The sequence below is a fragment of the Nocardioides sp. genome, from assembly GCF_036405735.1.
Lineage (GTDB): Bacteria > Actinomycetota > Actinomycetes > Propionibacteriales > Nocardioidaceae > Nocardioides.
The window spans coordinates 1-19,530 of record NZ_DASWXC010000057.1 but is presented as its reverse complement, the minus strand read 5'-3'; the positions used below and the strand labels follow the sequence as shown (position 1 = coordinate 19,530).

Genomic DNA, 19,530 nt, shown 5'->3' with positions numbered 1-19,530 from the left:
CCCGCATGGAGCTCACGCCGGTGCCCCGCCGGACGTCCCGCCTCGGACGGGTACCACTCGTCGCCGCCGGTGCCATCGTCGTCGCGGTGATTCTGATGCAGGTGCTGCCGCTCGCGCTCGGCCTGCAGCGGTTCGTGGTGACCAGCGACGCCATGGGCGACAGCGTCCGGCGGGGGTCGCTCATCCTGACCCGCGACGTCCCCGGCAGTCAGCTGCAGCCCGGCGACATCATCACGTTCGTTCCTCCCGGCGCCGCCGGGAGCGAGCGGGTCACCCGTCGCGTGGTCAGCGTCCTCGGCAACCGGATCCACACCGCCGGCGACCGCACCGGCGCCGACCCCTGGACGCTGAGCGCCGACACCGAGCCCAGAGCCCGGATGATGGTGCAGGTCCCGTACGTCGGCTACCCGTTCGTCGGCGAGCTGGGCCGCTGGATCTGGCTGCTGGCCGCCGTGCCGCTGGCTGCCGTGCTGCTGGCCGTGCTGGCCGACCGCGAGCACGAGCGCGCGGTCGAGCAGGCCCGCCGCGACCGCGAGACCCGCGCGGTCCCCGGACCGCGCGACGACGCTCCCTGGGAGCACCCGTGGCAGCAACCCCAGCAGCAACCCCAGGAGCAGGCGACCCGTTGAGCGGCGTGGCGGCGCGCGTTGCGGCCTCCGCGGCGCGCGGGCTCACCTACGATGCGGCCATGGCTCACACGGTGCTCGTGGTTGAGGATGAGGAAGACATCGCCTTCCCCCTGGTGCGCACGCTGGAGCGGGAGGGCTACACCGTCCACTGGGTCGCCAGTGGCAAGGAGGCCCTGGAGGCGCTCGAGGCCAGCCCGACCGACGTGATGATCCTCGACCTCGGGCTGCCCGACATGGACGGCCTGGAGGTCTGCCGCACCGCCCGCGAGGGTGGCTTCGACGGCGCCATCATGATCGTGACCGCCCGTGCCGGCGAGCTCGACCGGGTCGTCGGGCTGGACTACGGCGCCGACGACTACCTCGCCAAGCCGTTCGGTCTCGCCGAGCTCCAGGCCCGGGTGCGGGCGCTGCTGCGGCGTACGGCGGGCCCGGGCTCGAACCCCCAGCTGCCCGACGGCGCGCTGCGGATCGACGCCGGCGCCCGGCGGGTCTACGCCGGCGAGGTCGAGGTGAACCTGACGGGCAAGGAGTTCGACGTCCTGAGCGTCCTGGTCGGACAGCGCGGCAAGGTCGTCTCCCGCGAGCGGCTGATGGCCGAGGCGTGGGACGAGAACTGGTACGGCTCCACCAAGACCCTGGACGTCACGATCGGCCGGCTGCGGCAGAAGCTGGAGGCCGCCGGCGTGACCGACAAGGTGGTCGCGGTGCGCGGCGTGGGCTTCCGGCTCGAGGGCGGCGGCCTGCCGCATGCGTGAACGCCTGACGCTGGCCTTCCTGTGCCTCGTCCTGGTCCTGTGCACCATCACCCTGCTCGCCCGCAGCTACACGCTGGAGCGTGTGATCCGCCAGGACGAGACCGAGGAGATCCACCACGCGGCCGAGGGGATCGGCGCGGCGCTGACGCTGCGCATCCGGGCCGGCGAGATGCGCCACGAGAAGGCGTTCCTGGAGGGCCTGGTCGGCGCCGACCGCCAGATCCGGGTGCACCGCTCCTCGCGCCCCGACGTCGTCGTCGCCGGGCCGAAGTTCACCGGCCACGACGACCCGAGCCGCTCGGGCGACATCTGGGCCAGCGTGGACGTGCCCGGTGGCGTGGTGACGGTCAGCCAGTCCGGTGACGTCCTGCGCAACCTGGTGTTCGCCGACCCCTGGGCACTCGTGCTCTCGTTCGTGCTCCTCGCCGGGGTCGCGGCGCTGGCCGGGTTCCTGCTGGCGCGGTATCTCTCGGCGCCGTTCCGCAAGCTGGCCGCCGCGGCGGCCGCGCTCGGCCGCGGCCGCTTCGACCTGGACCTGCCGGACACCAAGATGCCCGAGGCGAGAGCGCTGGCGAGCGCGCTGCGCACCAGCGCGGGACAGTTGCAGGAGCGCATCAAGCGCGAGCAGACCTTCGCCGAGCACGCCTCCCACGTGCTGCGGACCCCGCTCACCGCGCTGCGGCTCGAGCTGGACGACCTGGCACTGCAGGACGGCCTGGGCGAGGAGGCGACCGCGGCGGTGAACCGGTGCGTCGCGCGCATCGAGACCCTCGACAACGTCAGCGGCGAGCTGGTCGAGCTGGCGCGCCGCGGCTCCCTGGTCGCGGGCGCGGAGACGCCGCTGCGCGACCTGGCCACAGCGGCGGCGCAGCGCTGGGCCGACGAGCTGGGCCACCACCACCGCACACTGACGGCGGGCGTCGACGGCGACCTCGAGACGTCCTACACCCCTGGGCCGGTGGAGCACATCCTCGAGCTGCTGCTGGTCGACGTGCTGCACCGCAGCCGCGGCGGCGTACGGCTGGCGTTCGAGGCGACCGGCGAGGGGGCGCTGCGGATCCAGGTGGACGCCGCCGACTCGGTCCGCTCCCGGGGCCGCGCCAAGCAGCCGGGCAGTGCGTTCGTGCGCGCCCGCGCCGTCGCAATGGCGCTCGGCGGCCGGCTCGACGGCGAGCGGCCCGACGAGGGCCTCGAGGTCCTGCTGCCCCGCCGCTGACGGAACCGCTGGGCCGAACCGCTGCTGGCCGGCAGGGGACATGATGGGTGCCGTGAGGACCGATCACCCCGTGGAGACCTGGCTGACCGACATGGATGGCGTCCTCGTCCACGAGGAGGTCCCGATCCCCGGCGCCACCGAGTTCGTCGAGCGGCTCAAGGCGTCCGGCCGCCGGTTCCTCGTGCTCACCAACAACTCGATCTTCACGCCCCGCGACCTGCGCGCCCGGCTGCTGGGCAGCGGCATCGACGTGCCGGAGGAGTCCATCTGGACCTCGGCGCTGGCCACCGCGCAGTTCCTCGCCGACCAGCGGCCGGGCGGGAGCGCGTTCGTCGTCGGCGAGGCGGGGCTGACCACGGCGCTGCACGACGTTGGCTACGTCATGACCGACCGCGACCCGGACTACGTGGTGCTGGGGGAGACCCGGACCTACTCCTTCGAGGCGATCACCAAGGCGATCCGGCTCATCGCCGGGGGCGCCCGCTTCATCGCCACGAACCCCGACCCCTCGGGGCCCTCACAGCACGGGATGCTGCCGGCCACCGGCTCGGTGGCGGCCCTGATCAGCACGGCGACCGGGCGGGCGCCGTACTTCGTGGGCAAGCCGAACCCGCTCATGATGCGCTCCGCCCTCAACCGCATCGACGCCCACTCCGAGACCACCGTGATGGTCGGGGACCGGATGGACACCGACGTCATCAGCGGTCTGGAGGCGGGTCTGCGGACCTTCCTGGTGCTGACCGGCTCGACCGCTCGGAGCCAGGTCGACCTGTTCCCCTACCGCCCGACCCAGGTGTTCGAGTCGATCGCCGATGTCGTCGGCCTGATCTGAGACCGCGGTCACGCGCCACGGCAAAGCGCGTGTGAAGCCGGCCACGAGAACGCCGATTTCGGGCCGCCGACCTTGGGGATCGGGACTTTGGTCCCTACGGTCGAGGGGTCTGCGCCTGCGGACAACCGGCCCCGGAGCACGCCGAGTCCTGCCCCGCCGGGTGCCGGTTCCACCCGAGAACCACCGTTGGACCATGGGGCAGGAACGGGGGAACCACTTTCCGCCGCCGCCCTCGCGCAGCGGCTCGGGGTGAAGCCAGCAACGCTGGCCGGGCACCTTCCTCGCCCGAATCCGACAGCTCACCTCGTAGGCGTGGGAAGGAACCAGACCCATGCCCCAGCTTGCTTCGGCGCGCTCGCTCGCGCCGCGACTGCTCGCGGTCGGCGCCCTCGCGCTGACCCTGCTCTCCGTCAACCCGGCCATCGTCTCGACCGCGGGCCCCGGCCGCGCCGCCGCGGCGACCGCCACCGCCGCCACGCCGGCCTCCGCAACTGCCGGCGCCACCGCCACGCAGCCCGCCGAGCGCACCCGCGCGCAGCGGGTCGCCCACCGCCGTGCGGTGCTGAAGATCAAGACCTGGCGGGCCTTCAAGATCGCCCGCCAGCAGAAGGGCGACCCCTACCGGTACGGCGGCTCCGGCCCCGGCTCCTTCGACTGCTCCGGCCTGACGTCCTACGTCTACCACCGGGCGGGCCTGGACCTGCCGCGCACCTCGTCGGCCCAGGCCGGGCGGGTGCGACACATCAGCCGCAAGAACCTGCGCCTCGGTGACCTGGTGTTCTTCCAGAACGGCGGCCGCGTCTACCACGTCGGCCTGTACGCCGGCCGCAAGCACGGTCGCGAGTACGTCCTGCACGCGCCGTACTCCGGCACGCGGGTGCGCACCGAGGCGATCTGGACCGGCAGCTGGTTCGGCGGCACCCTGCGTCGCTGAGGCCCGTCGAGCCGTCAGCGGTCGGTGCGCAGCTGCCGCAGCCGGATCTGCTCGGCGAAGATCGCCTTGCGGACGTCGGTGGCCTGGCTCTCGTCGATGACGAAGGGCAGCACCAGCTCACGGCGCCCGGCCCCGATCTCGTCGTTGCGGTAGACCGCGGCGGGCAGCGAGAACGCGGTCCCCGCGAGTGAGAACGACACCGTCACCGGCTGTCCGACGGCCAGCGGGTCGGGCTGGTCCGCGTCCTCTCGAGCGGGGACCTGGGCCAGCTCGACCCGGCTACGCAGCGCCGCCTCGCTGACGTCGACGAGCAGGGCGGCGACGGTGACGTCGTCGCTGACGATCGTCATGGGGGAGCCGACGGGGACCCGGACGTGGGCGCGCCGCTGGATCTTGACCGCCGGCCCGACCGTCTCGATGTCCCAGAGCGGGACGCTGCCCTCGCGCTTGGAGTCCAGCACCCGCACCGGGCGCCGGAACGCCGCCAGGTCGGTGGCCCAGCCCAGCTCCACGACGGCGCCGACGACCATGGTGGTCTCGGGTGGCAGGCCGAACGGGCGTGCCACCGTCAAACGGCCGTCGTCGACGCCCTCGACGCGGCTGGGATACTCCTCACCGTCCTCACCGATGAGCTGGATCGGCTGGTTGAGGGAGGGGTGAACATCCACGCGCCCATCTTCCGGCATCGGGGACGCGCGGTGAAGGGGATTGGGACCAGCCGGGCCATTGGTCCCGGGGTGCCTCCCGGGACCCCTCGCGTCCTGGCCGGTCCCCGCCCACCCAGCTCAGGTGCCGAGCACCTCGGCCGCCGAGACGGCGCCGTGCCTGTCCTGGATGGCCTCGGCGAGCCGGGAGACGTCGTCGGCCGGGACGTCGACACCGGCCTCGGCGAAGCCGTCGCGCAACTCCTGCTCGACGGTGCCCTCGGTCGCCCCGTCCTGCCACGAGGTGACCCGGTCGACCACGGCCTGGATGGCTTCCAGCTTCTCGTCACTCATGCCCTTCCGCGTACCCGGTTGGCGGCCGACGTACGCCGGGCGGCTGTCCACAGGTCGGATCGTGCCCCTTCCCGTCGCGGCGCCGACAGGTCTACTTTCTGCACAGCAGGAGTCCGCACTCGGGAAAGTGGATCCGGCCCATGGGATCGTCGCGCACTGAAACGTCCGGGCAGCTCGTCGAGCTGCTCGATGCGCGTGTGCGTGAGCGGGTCCGCCGCGAGGGTGTCGACCCGCAGCGCGACAGTGGCGTGGTCCGCCGCATCGCGGAGGCGGTGGTCCGCGAGCACGACGAGCACAGCCTCACCGGCGCGGTGGCCGCACTCGGCGACCCCGCCGCGGTGGTGGTCGAGCTGGTCGCTCGGGTGGCGGGCTTCGGGCCGCTGCAACCGCTGCTCGACGACCCGGCGGTGGAGGAGGTCTGGATCAACGACCCGAGCCGCGTCTTCGTCGCCCGTCACGGCCGCCACGAGCTGACGAACCTCGTGCTGAGCGCGGAGCAGGTCGACGAGCTCGTGGAGCGGATGCTCAAGTCCAGCGGCCGCCGCATCGACATCTCCCAGCCGTTCGTCGATGCGATGCTCCCCGAGGGGCACCGGCTCCACGTCGTGCTCGACGGCATCAGCCGCGGGTTCACCGCGGTCAACATCCGCAAGTTTGCGGGCGGTGTCCTTTCTGCCGTCTGAACTGCGGAAACGCGTTCACAACGCTGCCTCGGTCCGCGCGGAGTCCGCAGCGGCTCCCAGGACCTCGTCGACCGCGGCCCTCGTGAGGTCCTCGGAGTCCGGCCAGAGGTGGCTGTAGGTGTCGAGCGTCTCCTTGGCCGACGCGTGCCCCAACCGGGCCTGCACGACCTTCACGCTCTCGCCGTGCCGGATCAGCAGCGAGGCGTAGTAGTGGCGGAGGGCGTGGAGCCTTGCCGTCGCGGGTGCGCCGGCCACGCGCGCAGCCGCCTTGAACGAGCGGGCGACGTCGTCACGGTTCACCGGGCCGCCGTGGCGGCCCGTGAAGATCAGGCCGTGCTCGCCTGGCGGGTACGCCGCGATGTGAGCTGCCAGCGCGTCGACCACCACCTGGGGGAGCGGCACCGACCGGACCGATGAACGCGTCTTCGGCGGGCCAAACGTGTGCGGCCGCGTCAGCAGTAACTGGCGGTCCACCCGAAGGATCCGCCGCAGGAAGTCCACTCGGTCGATGGTGAGGCCGGCGGCTTCGCCCGGCCTCAGCCCGGTGCCAGCCATCAGCGTCACGAGTGCAGCCCACCTCGCCGGCATCGCCGCCTGGATCGCCAGCACGACGGCGGTCGGCAGTGGCTCGACGTGCGGACGCTCGACTCGAGGCAGCGTGACCCGCTCGCACGGGGTCCGCGCGATCACCCGGTCCAGCTCGGCCGCGCGGAACACAGACCGCAGGTGCTGATACGTCACGCGCACCGTGGCCGGTGACAGCTTGCCGCTCAGATCCTGGACCCACTGCTGGATCTCGGAAGGCCGGATTGACGCGATCGGCCGGTCACCGAAACGGGGAAGCGCGTGCACCCGCAGCGCGGAGTCGACCGCAGCCTGGGTGTTCGTCCGATGCATCTGCCGGGCCTGCCACGCCGTCGCGTAGGCGCCGAACGTCACCTTGCCGGCGCGCGGGTCGACGTACTGCCCGGTCAGGATCGACGCCGTGACCTCGTCCAGCCACCGCTGCGCGTCGACCTTCCGTGCAAAGTGCTTCGCGTGCTCCTTGCCGGCGTCGTCGCGGTAACGCGCCCTCCACCGGCCGTCAGGTCTCTTCGCGATGCTCGCCATCACCCGCTCCTTCGCTCAGCGCCTGGAAACGCCCCGAGAGTTCAGCCTGTCGAAGCCAGAGCGTCTCGAGCCTCTGCCGAACCTCGTGCCGCTCGGCGACGGCCTCGTTGACGTGGTGGTCGAGTGCCGCGGCCCTCGCGCGGAGCTGCTTCTCCTTGGCGTTGAGCTCCTCGAGTTCGGACCGCAGCGTCACCAGCTCGCCGCCTGCAGTCGATCCGCCTTCACCCTCCGCGATCAGCATCGACAAGCTCACGCGAAGGATCTCGGCCAGTGCCTTCGCCTCGCCCAGGCGGGTCACCCGCTCGCCAGCCTCAAGCCGCTTCACCGTGGTCTGGTGGAACGGGAAGCCTCGGTCCGCCATCCGCCGGCCGACCTCGCTCTGCGACAGCCCTAGCTCCTCACGGCGCAAGCGAACCCGGATTGCGAAGAGCTGATCCACGGAATCCGCTGGTTGCTGTTGGTCGTTCATGAAGCGCACGCTAACACGTGATGTGGGGTTGACCGCAACGTCTTGTCGGATACATTCTGTGGGTCCACCACCAACACCTTGATGGGATGTGACAATCGATGAGCGACCCACTCGTCACGATCGAGGAGCTCGCAGAGCGAATCCGCACCCCGGAGGCCACCCTCCGGTTCTGGCGATACAAGGGGACCGGCCCCAAGTCCTTCAAGCTCGGCCGCCGCGTGATGTACCGGCAGTCCGACATCGACAGCTGGCTCGAGGACCAGTACGCGGCCAGCCAGAACGGCCCCGCGGCATGAGCCGAATCATCGGCCGCACCGAGGCCCGCGGCTCCGTCTCGACCATCGCACGCCTTGACCTCAACCAGCTCGAGCCCGCCCAACGCTGCCCCGCGCTCGCGAACCTCATCGACGAGCTGGACCTGGGCTCGACCGTCGAGATCGTCATCGCGGACTTGCCCGACGCCGGCAAGCCCGAAGACAGCGCCGCTAGATCCCTCAGCCAGCTCGTCGACGCCGGCGTGCACGTCCGGCTCGTCGGCCCGCCCGCCGACCTCCACCGCTGGCTCCTGGCGCTGGGGCAGCCGTGAGCGGACCGTCCGTCAAGATTGGGTCGGACTGGCTCGACTCCGACCACATCGAGGACCTCGACGCCGACGTCGTCCTCCTCATGCTCGCCGCGCTCGGGTACTCCGCCCGACAGACCACCAACGGCATCGTCCCGCGGCGCCGGCTCCGCAAGCTCATGCGCGACACCGTCGACCTGGACGACGCGGTCAGCCAGCTCGTCCAAGCAGGCGAGGCGGAGGAGCGCGGTGACGACCTGCTGTTCGTGCGCTGGCGCGACTTCATCCTGTCCCAGGACGAGGTCGACCAGGTGAAGGCCGGCAGCCGCGAGCGAGCCGAACGCAGCCGCCGCCACAAGAGGGGCGACCACTCGATGTGCCGCCCTGACTGGTGCCGTGCAGCGTCACGTGACCAGTCACGCACCATCACGCGTGACAGCGACGTGACGGTGCACGTGAGTCACGGACATCCGATCCGATCCGATCCGACCCGTACCGATCCGACCCGTACCGATCCGACCGCTAGGGAGGAGAGGGAAGGAGAAGGAGAAGGCAGCCCGGCAGCGCCCGGCGGCTCCGCTGAAGCTCCGCCGACGCCCGCCACCGACCTGCCCGAGATCGGCATCCTCGACGCCTACCCGATCACCCGCGACGACGGCTCGAACGCGGAGCACGTCGAGATCAAGATCGGCATCCTCGCCAAGGATCCGTTCGACTACGAGGCCGACTGGGACGCCGTGGTCGAGGTGCTCAAGCGACTTCGTCACGACCTCGTACCGAAGCTCGAGGACACACGGGACGCCTGCGGCTGCCTTCCCAACCTGGAAGACTCCTGCGAGCTCGCCGAGGTGTACCGCGATGACGAGATCGGAGTCGAGCTCAACGTCTGCGTGCCGGCTGCAGACTTCCTGAGGTGGAAGAAGACCATCACCACTGCGCTCAAGAACGCCGTCGCCCTCACCGCCTGGTCCCGGAGCGGCGCGGCGTGAGCATCCAGCACCAGGTCAGCAACCACCGCCTACCCGCCTGGACCCGCGTCGCCATCTACGCCCTCGACCACGACGGCCACCACCTCAAGCAAGGCGACCTCCGCCGAGCCATCGACCCCCACCAGACGATGCGACCCACCGACGTCTGGCGCGCCGTACGCCAGGCCATCGACCGCCGCCTCCTCGACCCCGCCTCCACCACCCGGCGCCTCGTGCTCGCACGACCAGCCACCCAGCAAGCCGAGCAGGAGACCGCGTGACCACCACCAGCACACGCCGCTCCAGCACCTGGTCCGGCGCCAACGTCCGCCACGCCCGAGCCACCATCGCACCCACCCTGCCCCGACCCTGCGGCCGCTGCCGCAAGACCGTCCACCCCACCGACCGCTGGGTCGTCGGCCACATCAAGTCCCGCCACGCATACCCCGAGCTCACCCTCGTCCCCTCGAACTGGCAGCCCGAGCACCGAGCCTGCTCCGACCGCTCAAGCGGCGAAGCCATCGCCGAGAAGGCGCTCCGCGACGCCGGCGTTCTTCCCGCGCCGAGCACCGTGGCAGCCCCCCTCCCTAGATCTCTCTCCGATGCCCATGCGGCGCCGTTCCTGATCCCGGACGACCTCTCGTGGGCCACGTTCGTGCAGGCGGCGCCAACCTGGCTCAAGCCGTACCTCGACCCGGACGAGAGCAGCTCCCCACCCCTGGCGGTGAGTCCGCTGCACCCGGATGCGGTGGGGTCGTACGCCGAGCAGTGCTTCGTGCGGGCGGTGTGCCCGGAGGGCGCGATCGCGTGGATCGAGGCGGTCGAGGGGAAGACGCTGCGCTGGTGGCAGAGGCTCGGGTTGGTGCTGAAGCTTCAGCACGACGCCGACGGGCGGCTGCTGAAGCGGGACGTCACGGAGACCGGGCCGCGGCGTGCGGGCAAGAGCGTGGGTCTGCGCGGTCTCGCGATGTGGCGGATGGAGCACGGTGCCGAGCTGTTCGGGGAGCGGCAGGAGATCATCCACACCGGGTCGGACCTGGCGGTGTGCCGGAAGGCGCAGAAGGAGGCGTGGCGCTGGGCCAAGCTGCACTGGGGTCCGCGGTCGGTCACGGCCGGCAACGGCAAGGAGTCGATCGAGACGCCGGGCGGCGACGTGTGGCTGGTTCGGGCGCAGCTGGCGACGTACGGCTGGGACACGACGCTCGCTCTGGTCGACGAGGGATGGGATGTCCAGCCTGCGACCGTGAGCGAGGGCCTGGAGCCTTCGCTGATGGGGCGGCACTCTCCGCAGATGGTCATGACGTCGACGTCCCATCGGCGAGCGACGAGCACGATGCGGACCGCGCTGGCGGTCGGGCTGTCGGAGAACGATCCGGCGGCGCTGGTGCTGTGGTGGGGTGCGCCGCCGGGAGCGGACCCTTCGGACCCGGAGGTGTGGCGGGCGGCGTCGCCGTACTGGGACGAGGAGCGGGCGGCGTTCGTCGCGTCGAAGTACGCCAAGGCCTTGGCCGGTGAGGACGACCCGGAGTTCGACGACCCGGATCCGGTGCGCGGCTTCGAGTGCCAGTTCCTGAACAGGTGGGATCTGCGGAGCCTGGCGCGGGCCGGCGAGAGCAAGCTGGTCGACGCCGAGGCGTGGGGTCGGTTGACCGCTGCTGTCCCGGCCGGGCCGCCGGCGGCTGTGGCCGTGGAGTCGTGGTTCGCCGACGGGGTGTCGGTCGCGTTCGCCTGGCGGCTCGGTGACCATGTGCTGGTCGCCGTGGTCGGGGTGCCGGACTTAGGTTCGGCGGCCGCGTCGGTGGCGGCGTCCGGGTTCCGGGGCACGGCCGACGTCGGGGCGAGCATCGCGACCGACCCGGCCTGGGCTGAGGCGAAGGTGAAGGTTCGGGCGGCGGCCGGCCACGTGGTCGGGGCTGTCCTCGAGCTCGACCGGCTGCTCGCGGCCGAGGTGCTGCGGCACGACGGGGGCGAGCAGCTGACGGAGCAGGTGCTGGCGGTGCGGACGGCGCCGGGTGCGAACGGGCCGCGGCTGCGGTCGCAGACCCGGGCGGACGGGGTGAAGGCGGCGGCGTGGGCGGCTGCGGCGGCGCGCTCGGCGGGGCCGGGGCGACCTCGGATCGTGCTGCCGGCAGGCGTGCGGCGCACCTAGTCACGCTGAGGTGCGCAGATCGTGCGCACCTCGGCTCATGGCTTTCGCGGAGGCGTTCCCGGACGATTTCTGGGTGGGCTTCTGGTCGCGTTTCGTCGCTGGCCGGCCGGTCGTGCCCGAGGTCAGGGACGAGCACCGGCCGGCCACGTTCGCGGTCGACGAGGCGTCGGTCCCGCCGTCGGTGTTCGGGCTGACGTCTTACGCCTCACCGGTCGCACCGTCCCCTCGGATCGACCGCCGGTCTGCGCTGCAGGTGCCCGCGGTGAAGCGGTCGCAGGAGCTCATCGCGACGACCCTGTCGACCCTGCCGATCGATCTGCTCGGCCCGGATCGACGGAAGGTGTCGCGGGCGCTGTTCGAGCAGCCGGAGAAGGACCGGCCCCGGTCGGTCACGATGGCGGAGACGTACGCCGACCTGCTGCACGACAAGCACGCCTGGTGGCTGATCGTCGAGTCGGAGTGGAACGGCTATCCGCGGCATGTGCGACGGCTTGACCCGCGCGCCATCACGGTGCAGCAGGACAACCGGGTGTTCGTCACCCGCGCGGGTCACCACGGCCAGTACACCGAGTGGGTTCCCGACGACCAGCTGATCCACTTCGAGTCGCCGAACGAGCCGCTCCTGGTCGCCGGCGCCCGCGCCATCCGGACCTGCCTGATGCTCGACGACGCGGCACGCCGGCACGCCGAAGGGGCGCCGCCGCTCGACTACTTCACGCCGGCCGACGGTGTCGACCCCGCGGACGACGACGAGATCGCAGAGATCCTCGAGGACTGGCAGACCAGCCGCCAGGCCCGCTCGACCGGTTACGTCCCGGCCGCGCTGAGGTACAACAGCGCGGGCTGGAACCCCGAGCAGCTGCAGATGGCCGAGGCGCGGCAGCACGCGGTGCTGGAGATCGCCCGTTGCGCCGGCGTCGACCCGGAGGACCTCGGTGTCTCGACGACGTCGCGAACCTACTTCAACGCCTTCGACCGCAAGCAGGCCCGGATCCAGGACACGTTGCGCGGCTACATGCTCGCGGTCGAGGAGCGGCTGTCGATGCCGGACGTGACGCCGCGCGGCTACGTCGCGAAGACGAATCTGTCGGACTTCCTGCGCTCCGACGACCTCACCCGCTTCCAGACCTACGAGGCAGGCCTGCGGGTCGGCGCGTACGCCGACAAGAACGAGATCCGCGACGCCGAGGGCAAGCCGCCGCTCGAGGAACCGACCACCCCGGCCGCGCCGCTCCGTGTGCTACCGGCCACCGAGAACGAGGACGCCGCCAGTGCCTGAGCAGCTCACCACCTTCGACAACCCGGTCGCAGCCCGCTTCGAGGTCGACGAGGCCAAGCGCACCATCAAGGGACTGGCGGTCCCGTACGGCACCACCGCGAAGGGCTTCCAGTTCAGCAAGGGCACGCTCAACTGGAGCGACCCGAGCCGCGTGAAGATCCTCATCGCCCACGACTTCGACCGAGCCGTCGGTGTCGTGACGGGTTTCGACGATACCGACGAGGGCCTGTGGGTCACCGCGCGGATCGCCAAGGGCGCCGCCGGTGACGAGGCCTTGTCGATGGCTGCCGAGGGTGTCTGGGACGGGCTGAGCATCGGGCTCGGCACTCCCGGCAGGTTCGCCGCGAAGGACGGCATCCAGCACGCCGTCGCGGTCCCGCTGCGAGAAGTGTCCATCACCCCGGTCCCGGCGTTCGAGGACGCCCGGATCCACAGCGTCGCGGCGTCGGCCGCGCAAACCCGGAAGGAGCCCACCATGGGCGACGAGACCACCCAGACCGTGGAGCCCGCCGCGGACTTCAGCCAGGTCACGACCGCTGTCAGGGACGGCATCACCGAGGCGTTCAGCACGTTGCAGTTCCCGCAGCGCGAGATCGTCCCCGCGGCCGCCGGCGGCGCGGCCGCAGTGACGGAGGAGTTGCCGTACCGCTTCGACGGCACGAAGGGCGAGCACTCCTTCAGTGCCGACATCCAGGCGGCGTACTTCTCCAACGACGGGGAGGCGCGGCAGCGGCTCGAGACGTTCATGGAGGAGGCGTTCGCCCGGTTCGCCGTGACCTCGACCAACACCGGTGCGCTGAACCCGACGCAGAACCGGCCCGAGCTCTACGTCCCTCAGCTCGCCTACACGCGGCCGCTGTGGGAGCTCGTCTCCACCGGCACGCTCGAGGACAAGACGCCGTTCACGGTGCCGAAGTTCTCGTCCGCCTCCGGGCTGGTCGGCAACCACACCGAGGGTGTCGAGCCGACGCCAGGCGCGTTCGCCGCCACCAGCCAGACCATCACCCCGGGCCCGGTCAGCGGCAAGATCGAGATCAACCGCGAGGTGTGGGACCAGGGCGGCTCGCCGCAGGCCGACCAGATCATCTGGAACGAGATGGTCAACGCCTACTTCGAGGCCATCGAGGCGAAGATCGCCACGGCCCTCGCCACGGTCGGCACGGCGGAGCTCAACCTGGCCGGCGCGACCGACGGCGCGCTGGTCGGCGCGCTGACCGGCTACTTCGCCGGGCTGCAGTTCGTCCGCGGCGGCAACCGGTTCACCGCGTTCGCGGCCGACGGCAACCTGTTCCCGGCGCTCGTCGCCGCGAAGGACGCCGCCGGCCGGCCGCTGCTGCCCGTGCTCGGCCCGACCAACGCCCAGGGCACCACCGATGGCGGCTTCGACCGCGTCCAGGTCGGCAACCAGACCGTTCGCGCCGCCTGGGCCCTCGGCACGGGCAACGACAAGACGTCGTACAACTTCGTGCCGTCGTCGGTCTGGGCGTGGGCGTCGGCGCCGAAGCAGTTCAAGTTCGAGTACCAGCTGAAGTCCATCGACATGGGCATCTGGGGGTACACCGCGACCGCGATCCTGCGGGACAGCGACGTGAAGCCCGTCGACTACACCACCGCGGACGCCTGATGAGCGACCAGGTGTTCATCCTCGGCGAGTCCGACCCGGGCAACTTCACCGTCCCGCAGGTGCTCGCGGCGCTCGACGGGGTCGACGACGCGGAGGTACAGCGCGTCGTCGCCCTGGAGACGGCTGGGAAGGCTCGCAAGGGCCTCCTGGCCGTCGACCAGGCTTCCGAGGTTCCCTCCGAGGAGGAGCGGAAGGGGAAGCGGGGCCACGATGACCACGGCAACGTCCGCCCTGCCGACGGCCGGTGGGAGCTTCACGACCCGAAGGACGAGTCGAAGGTCGTGCGCACCCCGAAGGCCGAAGGCTGAGCCGTGCCCATCATCCCCGGCACCGACGTCGACCTGTCCGCCTACCTCGCGGCCGCCTCGGGCGGCCCGTGGTACGGACCTGACGCCGCCGTCGTAGAGGACGCCCTCCGGGCGGAGATGGCCGATCAGCGGAGCCGCTGTCGGGTCCCGGTCGACGATGCGGGGCTGCCGAGGTACGCCGACGTGCCGGCGTTGGCCGAGGCACTGTGCCGGCGGGTCGCGCACAACCTCGCCGTCCGGGCGCTGCCGCTCGGCGTGCAGGCGACGGTGACGGACGCTGCTGCGCTGGCGACCCAGGTCGGCGGCACCGACGCCGAGGTTCGCCGACTCGAGGCGCCGCACAGGAAGCGGAAGGTCGGATGAGCGCCGCGACCCGTCAGGCCATCGCCGCCGCAGCCAACACGGTCACCGGCATCAGCTGCACGCCGTACCACCGACAGAGCCTCAAGCCCGGAGACGGCTGCGTCCGGCTCGCGAACCGCAAGCGGTCCGCCACCGGCTTCGGCTACGTCGACACATGGCAGGTCTGGGTCGCGCTGGCCCAGAACGTCGCGGACGCCGAGAAGTGGCTCGACGACCACACCACCGAGTTGGCCGACGCCCTCGAGGCCGAGATCAGCGTCCAGTCGATCACCCCCGCGCAGCTCCAGATCGGGGCCGGCGCCGCCGTCAACGGCGTGATCGTCGAAGGTGCCCGCGAGGGCTGAGAGGAACACACCATGCCCAGAGTCATCCCCCGCCTGATCTCGCTCGAGGTCGAGAGCATCGACCGCTCCGACGAGGTCTCCAAGGCCGTCATCACCAGCGGCGAGTCCGAGAGCGACTTCACCAGCTTCGCCTCCGCCCGCTCCGGCGGGTCCCGGGACTACGCCCTGGCGATGACGATCGCCCAGGACCACGCCTCGGGCACGCTGTGGGACCTCATCTGGACCGGCGCGGGCACCGAGGTCGACGGCGTCTACGCGCCCTACGGCAACGAGCTCCCCAGTGTCAGCCAGCCGCACTACGGCTTCACCGCAGTCGTCGCCGAGCCCGACGGGGACTTCCTCGGCGCCGAGGCCAACGCCTCGACCAGCGCCGTCGCCGTCATCGAGGTCGAGTGGGCGCTGACCGGCAAGCCGACCAAGATCACCGCCTGACCGGCCGCCGCTGTCATGCCCCGACTCGGCACCCGCCACCTGCTCCTCGCGATCGACGGCGTCGACTACAGCGCCTCGATCTCGCGGGCAGTCATGACGAGCGTCCGCACCGACGAGCGTCTCCTCGGCGAAGCCGACAACGTACGACTGTACGAGCTGGAGCTCACGCTCGCCCAGGACCTCGCTGCGGACTCGCTGTGGGGGCTGATGTGGGCGCGGACCGGCGGGACGGCTGCCTTCTATCTGGCGCCGTACGGCAACGAGAACGCCAGCGACAGCGAGCCGCACTACAGCGGCACGGTCACCGTCACCGAGCCCGACGGCGGCCTGGTCGGGGGCGACGCCAACCCGTCGCCACGGGCGGTCATGACCACCCAGGTCGTGTGGGCGATCCACGACCGCCCTGAGCGGCTGACCGACAGCAGCTACCCGGCGACCGTCCTCGAAGGAGCGTGACCCGGATGCCGGCAAGGATCGAGGGGCTGCGGGAGACCGTCCGCGAGCTCCAGGCGCTCGGCGTGGACGTCAACGAGCTGAAGGACGCGATGGCGCGTATCGCTGCCCGGGCCACGTCCGTGATGCAGGGGTTCATCCCGGCCCGCACCGGCCGGCTCCGCGCCTCCGCACGCGGCAACCGCGCCAAGGGCAAGGCCGTCGTCACCGTCGGCCGCGCCACGGTGCCGTACGCCGCGCCCATCAACTACGGCTGGCCGGAGCGGAACATCGCGCCGGCCAGCTTCACCGCCCAGACCGATGCCGTGATGGCGACCGAAGCGGCAGCCATGTTGGACGACGAGATCAGCGTGCTGATCAGGAAGAACGGACTGGACTGATGACGAGCGAGTACACCGCCAACGAGGTCTTCGAGAGCCTCAACGGCTTCGAGGAGGCCGGGATCCTGAAGATCTTCGGCGAGGACATCTCGACCCTGAGCGGGCGGCCGTTCACCTTCCTCCGGGCTCTGGTGTTCGTCACGCTGCGCCGTGCGGGCAGCAACGAGCGCGACGCCAGGGCCCGGGCGATGGAGCTCTCCATCAAGCAGCTCAACGAGTACTTCGTCGACGAGCCCAACGAGGTCGACCCGGACGACCCGGTGACGCCGGAGGGAAAAGACGAGTCGCTGCTCGAGTCGCAGCCCATGACCTCGCCGACTTCTGCCTGAGGACCGGCGTACAGCCGAGCGAGTACCTCAGGCTGACCCGGCTCCAGCGAGACCAGTTCATCCAGCTCGTCAACGAGGCCAACCAGAGGAGGTAGCCAGATGGCCGGCGCGATCCGCATCGCGATCCTGGGTGACACCCGCGACATCGACCGCTCCCTCGACCGCACCGCGGCCAAGGTGTCGAAGTCGGGCGCCACTCTGCAGAAGGCGGGCAACGTCGCGGGGAAGGCTCTGGCGGTCGGACTGGCCGGCGCGGCCGCCGCGGCCGTGTCGTTCGCGAAGGGCGCCGGCGAGGATGCCGCCGCTGCGGCGAAGATGGCGCAGACGCTCCGGCATGCGGCCGGCGCCACCGACGCACAGGTCGCCTCGGTTGAGAAGTGGATCACCGCCCAGGGCAAGGCCCTCGGCGTCGCCGACGACGAGCTCCGTCCAGCGATGGCACGTCTGACCGCAGTGACCAAGGACGTCGGCGAGGCGCAGAAGCTCGCTTCGCAGGCGATGGACATCTCCGCGGCCACCGGCAAGCCGCTCACCACCGTCACCGAGGCCCTCGCCAAGGCGCAGAACGGCTCCGTCGGCGGCCTGTCCCGGCTCGGCGTCGCCACCAAGGACGCCGCCGGCAAGACCAAGACCTTCGCCGAGATCCGCAAGGACCTGCAGGCCACCTACGGCGGCGCGGCAGCAAACGCCGCCGACACCGAGGCGGGCAAGGCCAAGATCCTCTCGGTCCAGTACGGCGAGCTGCAGGAGACCATCGGGCAGAAGCTGCTCCCGATCATGGCGAGCCTGACCGACGCCGGGCTGCGAGCCGTCGACTGGATCGACCGCAACCAGAAGCTCGTCGCTGTGCTCGTCGGTGCCTTCGGCGGGCTGCTGGCCGTCGTCTGGTCCATCTCCGCGGCCGTGAAGGCCTACACAGCCGTTCAGACGGCGCTGAACGTCGTGATGTCCGCCAACCCCATCGGGCTGATCATCATCGCTGTGGCCGCCCTGGTCGCCGGCATCGTCATCGCCTACAAGCGCAGCGAGACCTTCCGCGACGTTGTCAGCGGCGCCCTCGCCGTGGTCAAGAGCGCCGCGGTCGGGCTCTGGAACGGCGCGAAGGCCGCCTTGGAGAGCGTCAGGAGCGCCCTCGGCAAGATCGGCGACTTCGCCACCACCATGAAGCAGAAGATCACCGGCGGCTTCAGCGACGTCGTGACCTTCATCCGCGGCGTCCCCGGCAAGATCCTGGCCCTCGCCTCGAAGTTCCGCGACGCCGGCGCCTCCCTGATGGGCAAGATCATCGACGGGATCAAGAGCGCCGCCGGCTTCATCGGCAACATCGCCTCCAGCATCTGGAACGCGGTGAAGAAGCTCGTCAACTCCGGGATCGACAAAATCAACGCCGCGCTCGAGTTCAAGGTCAAGATCCCCGGCGCGCCCGACGTCCACATCAACCCGCCGAACATCCCGCACCTGGCCCAAGGCGGCATCACCACTGGCCCCACGCTGGCGATGATCGGCGACAACCCTGGCGGCCGCGAGGCGGTCATCCCGCTTGACCGCTACGACCTCTCAGGCGACTCCCTGCTCGGCACGCTGCAGGCAATTCTCAGCGAGCTGACCGCTGAGGGCGCGCGCAACGAACGGCGGCACGCTGATCTCCTCTTGGAGAGTCGCCGGAACGCTGTGCGCACGGGCGCCGAGTTCGGTAGTCAGATCAACAAGAAGGCCGGGCAGTCACGGCAGAAGAGGCGTTGATGAGCATCGTCTCGGACACTGCCGTCGTCGCGTGGGGATACACCATGGGCGACCTCAACCGCATGGCCCGGATGGCCGTCAGGCGTCACGGGCTCAGCCACAGCCTCGACTACGACGACCGACTCGCGACCGCATGGCATGGCATCGTGGACGAGCTCTTCGTCAGCCCGGAGTTTCCGGCGCAGTACCGGCTGGTGGTCGCAGGCCTCCGCGAGCTGGACAAGATGGTTTCCGAGCATCGCCACCACCACGGCCTGGCAGACGCCGGGCAGCCGGCACCGAAGTTCGATCGCTACTGGCGGCCGATCAGCAAGCAACGGACCGACGACGGGTTCAGCGACCACCTGCTCGAGATCCTCGCGCTGCCGCGCGTTCTGAGCGTTCTGACCCCCGATCAGTACGAGGCCATCGTGACCTTGGCGGCCTTCGACAACGTGGTTGCGGATGCGGCCGCGGCGCTCGGCATGAAGTACCACGGCTTCTACTACCGGGTGCTCTCCGCGCGTGCCAAGATCCGGGCAGTCTGGTTCGACGACGAGACGCCGCCGCAGGCCAAGAAGGCCGGCGAGACGTGCCGGTCTGGCCACAACCGTGCCGAGCACGGCGTGCAGAAGGCAGCGGGGGTGTGGGAGTGTCGACGGTGCAAGCGCAGCGCCGAGAGACGACGGCGTGCAGCCGCCTGACCGTCACCTCGAGGCACACCACGCCAGCACGAGCCCGGCGGCGGGGGACACGACGTTGACGCACGGGTGAGATGGATGGGGACATGATCCGACAGGTCTAGCCGCCGGAGCCACGGAGATGAAGGACGAGCCCTGTCTAGTCCACCTCGTCACCGGGTTGAGGTAAACCACAGCGCTGGCATTCCCGGTAGCACTACTATCCGTGTCATTCTGTCCGTGGGATGTGCTAGGGGGGCCGCCGGTCTTGGGTCGACCTAAGCATTCCCGGAAAGAGCTTGAGGCGCTGC

At 70.8% G+C, this 19,530-nt stretch carries 26 protein-coding genes and 1 riboswitch; of the genes, 22 read left to right on the top strand and 4 right to left on the bottom strand.

All coding sequences use genetic code 11. The features are described 5' to 3' along the window. The first annotated feature begins 5 nt into the window (after window positions 1-5). The 5 genes from VGE38_RS08705 to VGE38_RS08685 all read left to right on the top strand — a co-directional run bounded on the left by VGE38_RS08705 (window position 6) and on the right by VGE38_RS08685 (window position 4,366). Window positions 6-629: a S24/S26 family peptidase gene (locus VGE38_RS08705; protein WP_331142142.1), complete on the top strand. Its 624-nt coding sequence runs from the start codon at window positions 6-8 to the stop codon at window positions 627-629. A 59-nt stretch (window positions 630-688) separates the two neighbouring features. Next, on the top strand, window positions 689-1,384 hold the full coding sequence (locus VGE38_RS08700; protein WP_331142141.1) for a response regulator transcription factor: 696 nt from the start codon (window positions 689-691) through the stop codon (window positions 1,382-1,384). After that, complete coding sequence (locus tag VGE38_RS08695; protein WP_331142140.1) at window positions 1,377-2,600, top strand: HAMP domain-containing protein; 1,224 nt, start codon at window positions 1,377-1,379, stop codon at window positions 2,598-2,600. Before VGE38_RS08700 ends, VGE38_RS08695 begins: the two co-directional genes overlap by 8 nt. A gap of 43 nt (window positions 2,601-2,643) precedes the next feature. Beyond that, the gene (locus VGE38_RS08690) at window positions 2,644-3,432 is read left to right on the top strand and encodes an HAD-IIA family hydrolase (RefSeq protein WP_331142139.1); all 789 of its coding nucleotides are present in this window, start codon (window positions 2,644-2,646) and stop codon (window positions 3,430-3,432) included. Window positions 3,433-3,606: 174 nt separating this feature from the next. Then, window positions 3,607-3,760, top strand: a riboswitch (cyclic di-AMP (ydaO/yuaA leader). A 3-nt stretch (window positions 3,761-3,763) separates the two neighbouring features. Continuing rightward, the gene (locus VGE38_RS08685; protein ID WP_331142138.1) at window positions 3,764-4,366 is read left to right on the top strand and encodes a C40 family peptidase; all 603 of its coding nucleotides are present in this window, start codon (window positions 3,764-3,766) and stop codon (window positions 4,364-4,366) included. Window positions 4,367-4,380: 14 nt separating this feature from the next. Here the strand turns inward: VGE38_RS08685 and VGE38_RS08680 are convergent, their stop codons facing one another. After that, the gene (locus VGE38_RS08680) at window positions 4,381-5,034 is read right to left on the bottom strand and encodes a PilZ domain-containing protein (RefSeq protein WP_331142137.1); all 654 of its coding nucleotides are present in this window, start codon (window positions 5,032-5,034) and stop codon (window positions 4,381-4,383) included. A gap of 117 nt (window positions 5,035-5,151) precedes the next feature. Beyond that, entirely contained in the window at window positions 5,152-5,364 is a 213-nt protein-coding gene (locus VGE38_RS08675) for a hypothetical protein (protein ID WP_331142136.1), read from the bottom strand. A gap of 140 nt (window positions 5,365-5,504) precedes the next feature. Here VGE38_RS08675 and VGE38_RS08670 point away from each other — a divergent pair, with 140 nt between their 5' ends. Continuing rightward, window positions 5,505-6,047: a hypothetical protein gene (locus VGE38_RS08670; protein ID WP_331142135.1), complete on the top strand. Its 543-nt coding sequence runs from the start codon at window positions 5,505-5,507 to the stop codon at window positions 6,045-6,047. 15 nt (window positions 6,048-6,062) lie between these two features. Here VGE38_RS08670 and VGE38_RS08665 read toward each other — a convergent pair whose 3' ends face one another. Both VGE38_RS08665 and VGE38_RS08660 read right to left on the bottom strand, forming a co-directional pair. Continuing rightward, window positions 6,063-7,157: a tyrosine-type recombinase/integrase gene (locus VGE38_RS08665; RefSeq protein WP_331142134.1), complete on the bottom strand. Its 1,095-nt coding sequence runs from the start codon at window positions 7,155-7,157 to the stop codon at window positions 6,063-6,065. Then, the gene (locus VGE38_RS08660) at window positions 7,132-7,626 is read right to left on the bottom strand and encodes a helix-turn-helix domain-containing protein (protein WP_331142133.1); all 495 of its coding nucleotides are present in this window, start codon (window positions 7,624-7,626) and stop codon (window positions 7,132-7,134) included. The genes VGE38_RS08665 and VGE38_RS08660 overlap by 26 nt, the downstream gene beginning before the upstream one ends. A gap of 98 nt (window positions 7,627-7,724) precedes the next feature. On the opposite strand from VGE38_RS08660, the gene VGE38_RS08655 reads away from it, so the two are divergent. From VGE38_RS08655 to VGE38_RS08580, 16 genes are all read left to right on the top strand, one after another. Continuing rightward, window positions 7,725-7,922, top strand: coding sequence for a helix-turn-helix transcriptional regulator (locus tag VGE38_RS08655; RefSeq protein ID WP_331142132.1), 198 nt, complete (start codon window positions 7,725-7,727; stop codon window positions 7,920-7,922). Beyond that, window positions 7,919-8,212 carry a hypothetical protein gene (locus VGE38_RS08650; protein WP_331142131.1) on the top strand — a complete coding sequence of 98 codons (294 nt, stop codon included), beginning with the start codon at window positions 7,919-7,921 and terminating at the stop codon, window positions 8,210-8,212. The genes VGE38_RS08655 and VGE38_RS08650 overlap by 4 nt, the downstream gene beginning before the upstream one ends. Then, window positions 8,209-9,177: a hypothetical protein gene (locus tag VGE38_RS08645; protein WP_331142130.1), complete on the top strand. Its 969-nt coding sequence runs from the start codon at window positions 8,209-8,211 to the stop codon at window positions 9,175-9,177. Before VGE38_RS08650 ends, VGE38_RS08645 begins: the two co-directional genes overlap by 4 nt. Then, window positions 9,174-9,437 carry a hypothetical protein gene (locus VGE38_RS08640; protein ID WP_331142129.1) on the top strand — a complete coding sequence of 88 codons (264 nt, stop codon included), beginning with the start codon at window positions 9,174-9,176 and terminating at the stop codon, window positions 9,435-9,437. The genes VGE38_RS08645 and VGE38_RS08640 overlap by 4 nt, the downstream gene beginning before the upstream one ends. Next, entirely contained in the window at window positions 9,434-11,305 is a 1,872-nt protein-coding gene (locus tag VGE38_RS08635) for an HNH endonuclease (protein ID WP_331142128.1), read from the top strand. Before VGE38_RS08640 ends, VGE38_RS08635 begins: the two co-directional genes overlap by 4 nt. Window positions 11,306-11,342: 37 nt before the next feature. Next, entirely contained in the window at window positions 11,343-12,584 is a 1,242-nt protein-coding gene (locus VGE38_RS08630; protein WP_331142127.1) for a phage portal protein, read from the top strand. Then, entirely contained in the window at window positions 12,577-14,208 is a 1,632-nt protein-coding gene (locus VGE38_RS08625; RefSeq protein ID WP_331142126.1) for an HK97 family phage prohead protease, read from the top strand. Before VGE38_RS08630 ends, VGE38_RS08625 begins: the two co-directional genes overlap by 8 nt. Beyond that, entirely contained in the window at window positions 14,208-14,516 is a 309-nt protein-coding gene (locus VGE38_RS08620; protein ID WP_331142125.1) for a hypothetical protein, read from the top strand. Before VGE38_RS08625 ends, VGE38_RS08620 begins: the two co-directional genes overlap by 1 nt. A gap of 3 nt (window positions 14,517-14,519) precedes the next feature. Next, window positions 14,520-14,879, top strand: coding sequence for a hypothetical protein (locus VGE38_RS08615; protein WP_331142124.1), 360 nt, complete (start codon window positions 14,520-14,522; stop codon window positions 14,877-14,879). Further along, entirely contained in the window at window positions 14,876-15,223 is a 348-nt protein-coding gene (locus tag VGE38_RS08610) for a hypothetical protein (RefSeq protein ID WP_331142123.1), read from the top strand. Before VGE38_RS08615 ends, VGE38_RS08610 begins: the two co-directional genes overlap by 4 nt. Before the next feature lie 12 nt (window positions 15,224-15,235). Beyond that, on the top strand, window positions 15,236-15,655 hold the full coding sequence (locus VGE38_RS08605) for a hypothetical protein (protein WP_331142122.1): 420 nt from the start codon (window positions 15,236-15,238) through the stop codon (window positions 15,653-15,655). 15 nt (window positions 15,656-15,670) lie between these two features. After that, window positions 15,671-16,111 (top strand): hypothetical protein, encoded by a 441-nt coding sequence (locus VGE38_RS08600; RefSeq protein WP_331142121.1) that lies wholly within the window; start codon window positions 15,671-15,673, stop codon window positions 16,109-16,111. A 5-nt stretch (window positions 16,112-16,116) separates the two neighbouring features. Further along, on the top strand, window positions 16,117-16,488 hold the full coding sequence (locus tag VGE38_RS08595; protein WP_331142120.1) for a hypothetical protein: 372 nt from the start codon (window positions 16,117-16,119) through the stop codon (window positions 16,486-16,488). Next, window positions 16,488-16,817, top strand: coding sequence for a hypothetical protein (locus VGE38_RS08590; RefSeq protein ID WP_331142119.1), 330 nt, complete (start codon window positions 16,488-16,490; stop codon window positions 16,815-16,817). The genes VGE38_RS08595 and VGE38_RS08590 overlap by 1 nt, the downstream gene beginning before the upstream one ends. 99 nt (window positions 16,818-16,916) lie before the next feature. Continuing rightward, entirely contained in the window at window positions 16,917-18,560 is a 1,644-nt protein-coding gene (locus VGE38_RS08585; protein ID WP_331142118.1) for a phage tail tape measure protein, read from the top strand. A 44-nt stretch (window positions 18,561-18,604) separates the two neighbouring features. Next, window positions 18,605-19,243 (top strand): hypothetical protein, encoded by a 639-nt coding sequence (locus VGE38_RS08580; protein WP_331142117.1) that lies wholly within the window; start codon window positions 18,605-18,607, stop codon window positions 19,241-19,243. The last annotated feature ends 287 nt before the right edge of the window (window positions 19,244-19,530 follow it).

What these genes read in the sequence shown, in the direction of transcription:
- VGE38_RS08595 (WP_331142120.1), top strand. Translation starts at nt 16,117, where the DNA reads ATGCCGGCAAGGATCGAGGGGCTGCGGGAGACCGTCCGCGAGCTCCAG.
- VGE38_RS08630 (WP_331142127.1), top strand. Translation starts at nt 11,343, where the DNA reads ATGGCTTTCGCGGAGGCGTTCCCGGACGATTTCTGGGTGGGCTTCTGG.
- VGE38_RS08610 (WP_331142123.1), top strand. Translation starts at nt 14,876, where the DNA reads ATGAGCGCCGCGACCCGTCAGGCCATCGCCGCCGCAGCCAACACGGTC.
- VGE38_RS08580 (WP_331142117.1), top strand. Translation starts at nt 18,605, where the DNA reads ATGGGCGACCTCAACCGCATGGCCCGGATGGCCGTCAGGCGTCACGGG.
- VGE38_RS08665 (WP_331142134.1), bottom strand. Translation starts at nt 7,157, where the DNA reads ATGGCGAGCATCGCGAAGAGACCTGACGGCCGGTGGAGGGCGCGTTAC.
- VGE38_RS08700 (WP_331142141.1), top strand. Translation starts at nt 689, where the DNA reads ATGGCTCACACGGTGCTCGTGGTTGAGGATGAGGAAGACATCGCCTTC.
- VGE38_RS08695 (WP_331142140.1), top strand. Translation starts at nt 1,377, where the DNA reads ATGCGTGAACGCCTGACGCTGGCCTTCCTGTGCCTCGTCCTGGTCCTG.
- VGE38_RS08620 (WP_331142125.1), top strand. Translation starts at nt 14,208, where the DNA reads ATGAGCGACCAGGTGTTCATCCTCGGCGAGTCCGACCCGGGCAACTTC.
- VGE38_RS08660 (WP_331142133.1), bottom strand. Translation starts at nt 7,626, where the DNA reads ATGAACGACCAACAGCAACCAGCGGATTCCGTGGATCAGCTCTTCGCA.
- VGE38_RS08605 (WP_331142122.1), top strand. Translation starts at nt 15,236, where the DNA reads ATGCCCAGAGTCATCCCCCGCCTGATCTCGCTCGAGGTCGAGAGCATC.
- VGE38_RS08655 (WP_331142132.1), top strand. Translation starts at nt 7,725, where the DNA reads ATGAGCGACCCACTCGTCACGATCGAGGAGCTCGCAGAGCGAATCCGC.
- VGE38_RS08590 (WP_331142119.1), top strand. Translation starts at nt 16,488, where the DNA reads ATGACGAGCGAGTACACCGCCAACGAGGTCTTCGAGAGCCTCAACGGC.
- VGE38_RS08670 (WP_331142135.1), top strand. Translation starts at nt 5,505, where the DNA reads ATGGGATCGTCGCGCACTGAAACGTCCGGGCAGCTCGTCGAGCTGCTC.
- VGE38_RS08690 (WP_331142139.1), top strand. Translation starts at nt 2,644, where the DNA reads ATGGGTGCCGTGAGGACCGATCACCCCGTGGAGACCTGGCTGACCGAC.
- VGE38_RS08585 (WP_331142118.1), top strand. Translation starts at nt 16,917, where the DNA reads ATGGCCGGCGCGATCCGCATCGCGATCCTGGGTGACACCCGCGACATC.
- VGE38_RS08685 (WP_331142138.1), top strand. Translation starts at nt 3,764, where the DNA reads ATGCCCCAGCTTGCTTCGGCGCGCTCGCTCGCGCCGCGACTGCTCGCG.
- VGE38_RS08675 (WP_331142136.1), bottom strand. Translation starts at nt 5,364, where the DNA reads ATGAGTGACGAGAAGCTGGAAGCCATCCAGGCCGTGGTCGACCGGGTC.
- VGE38_RS08650 (WP_331142131.1), top strand. Translation starts at nt 7,919, where the DNA reads ATGAGCCGAATCATCGGCCGCACCGAGGCCCGCGGCTCCGTCTCGACC.
- VGE38_RS08705 (WP_331142142.1), top strand. Translation starts at nt 6, where the DNA reads ATGGAGCTCACGCCGGTGCCCCGCCGGACGTCCCGCCTCGGACGGGTA.
- VGE38_RS08600 (WP_331142121.1), top strand. Translation starts at nt 15,671, where the DNA reads ATGCCCCGACTCGGCACCCGCCACCTGCTCCTCGCGATCGACGGCGTC.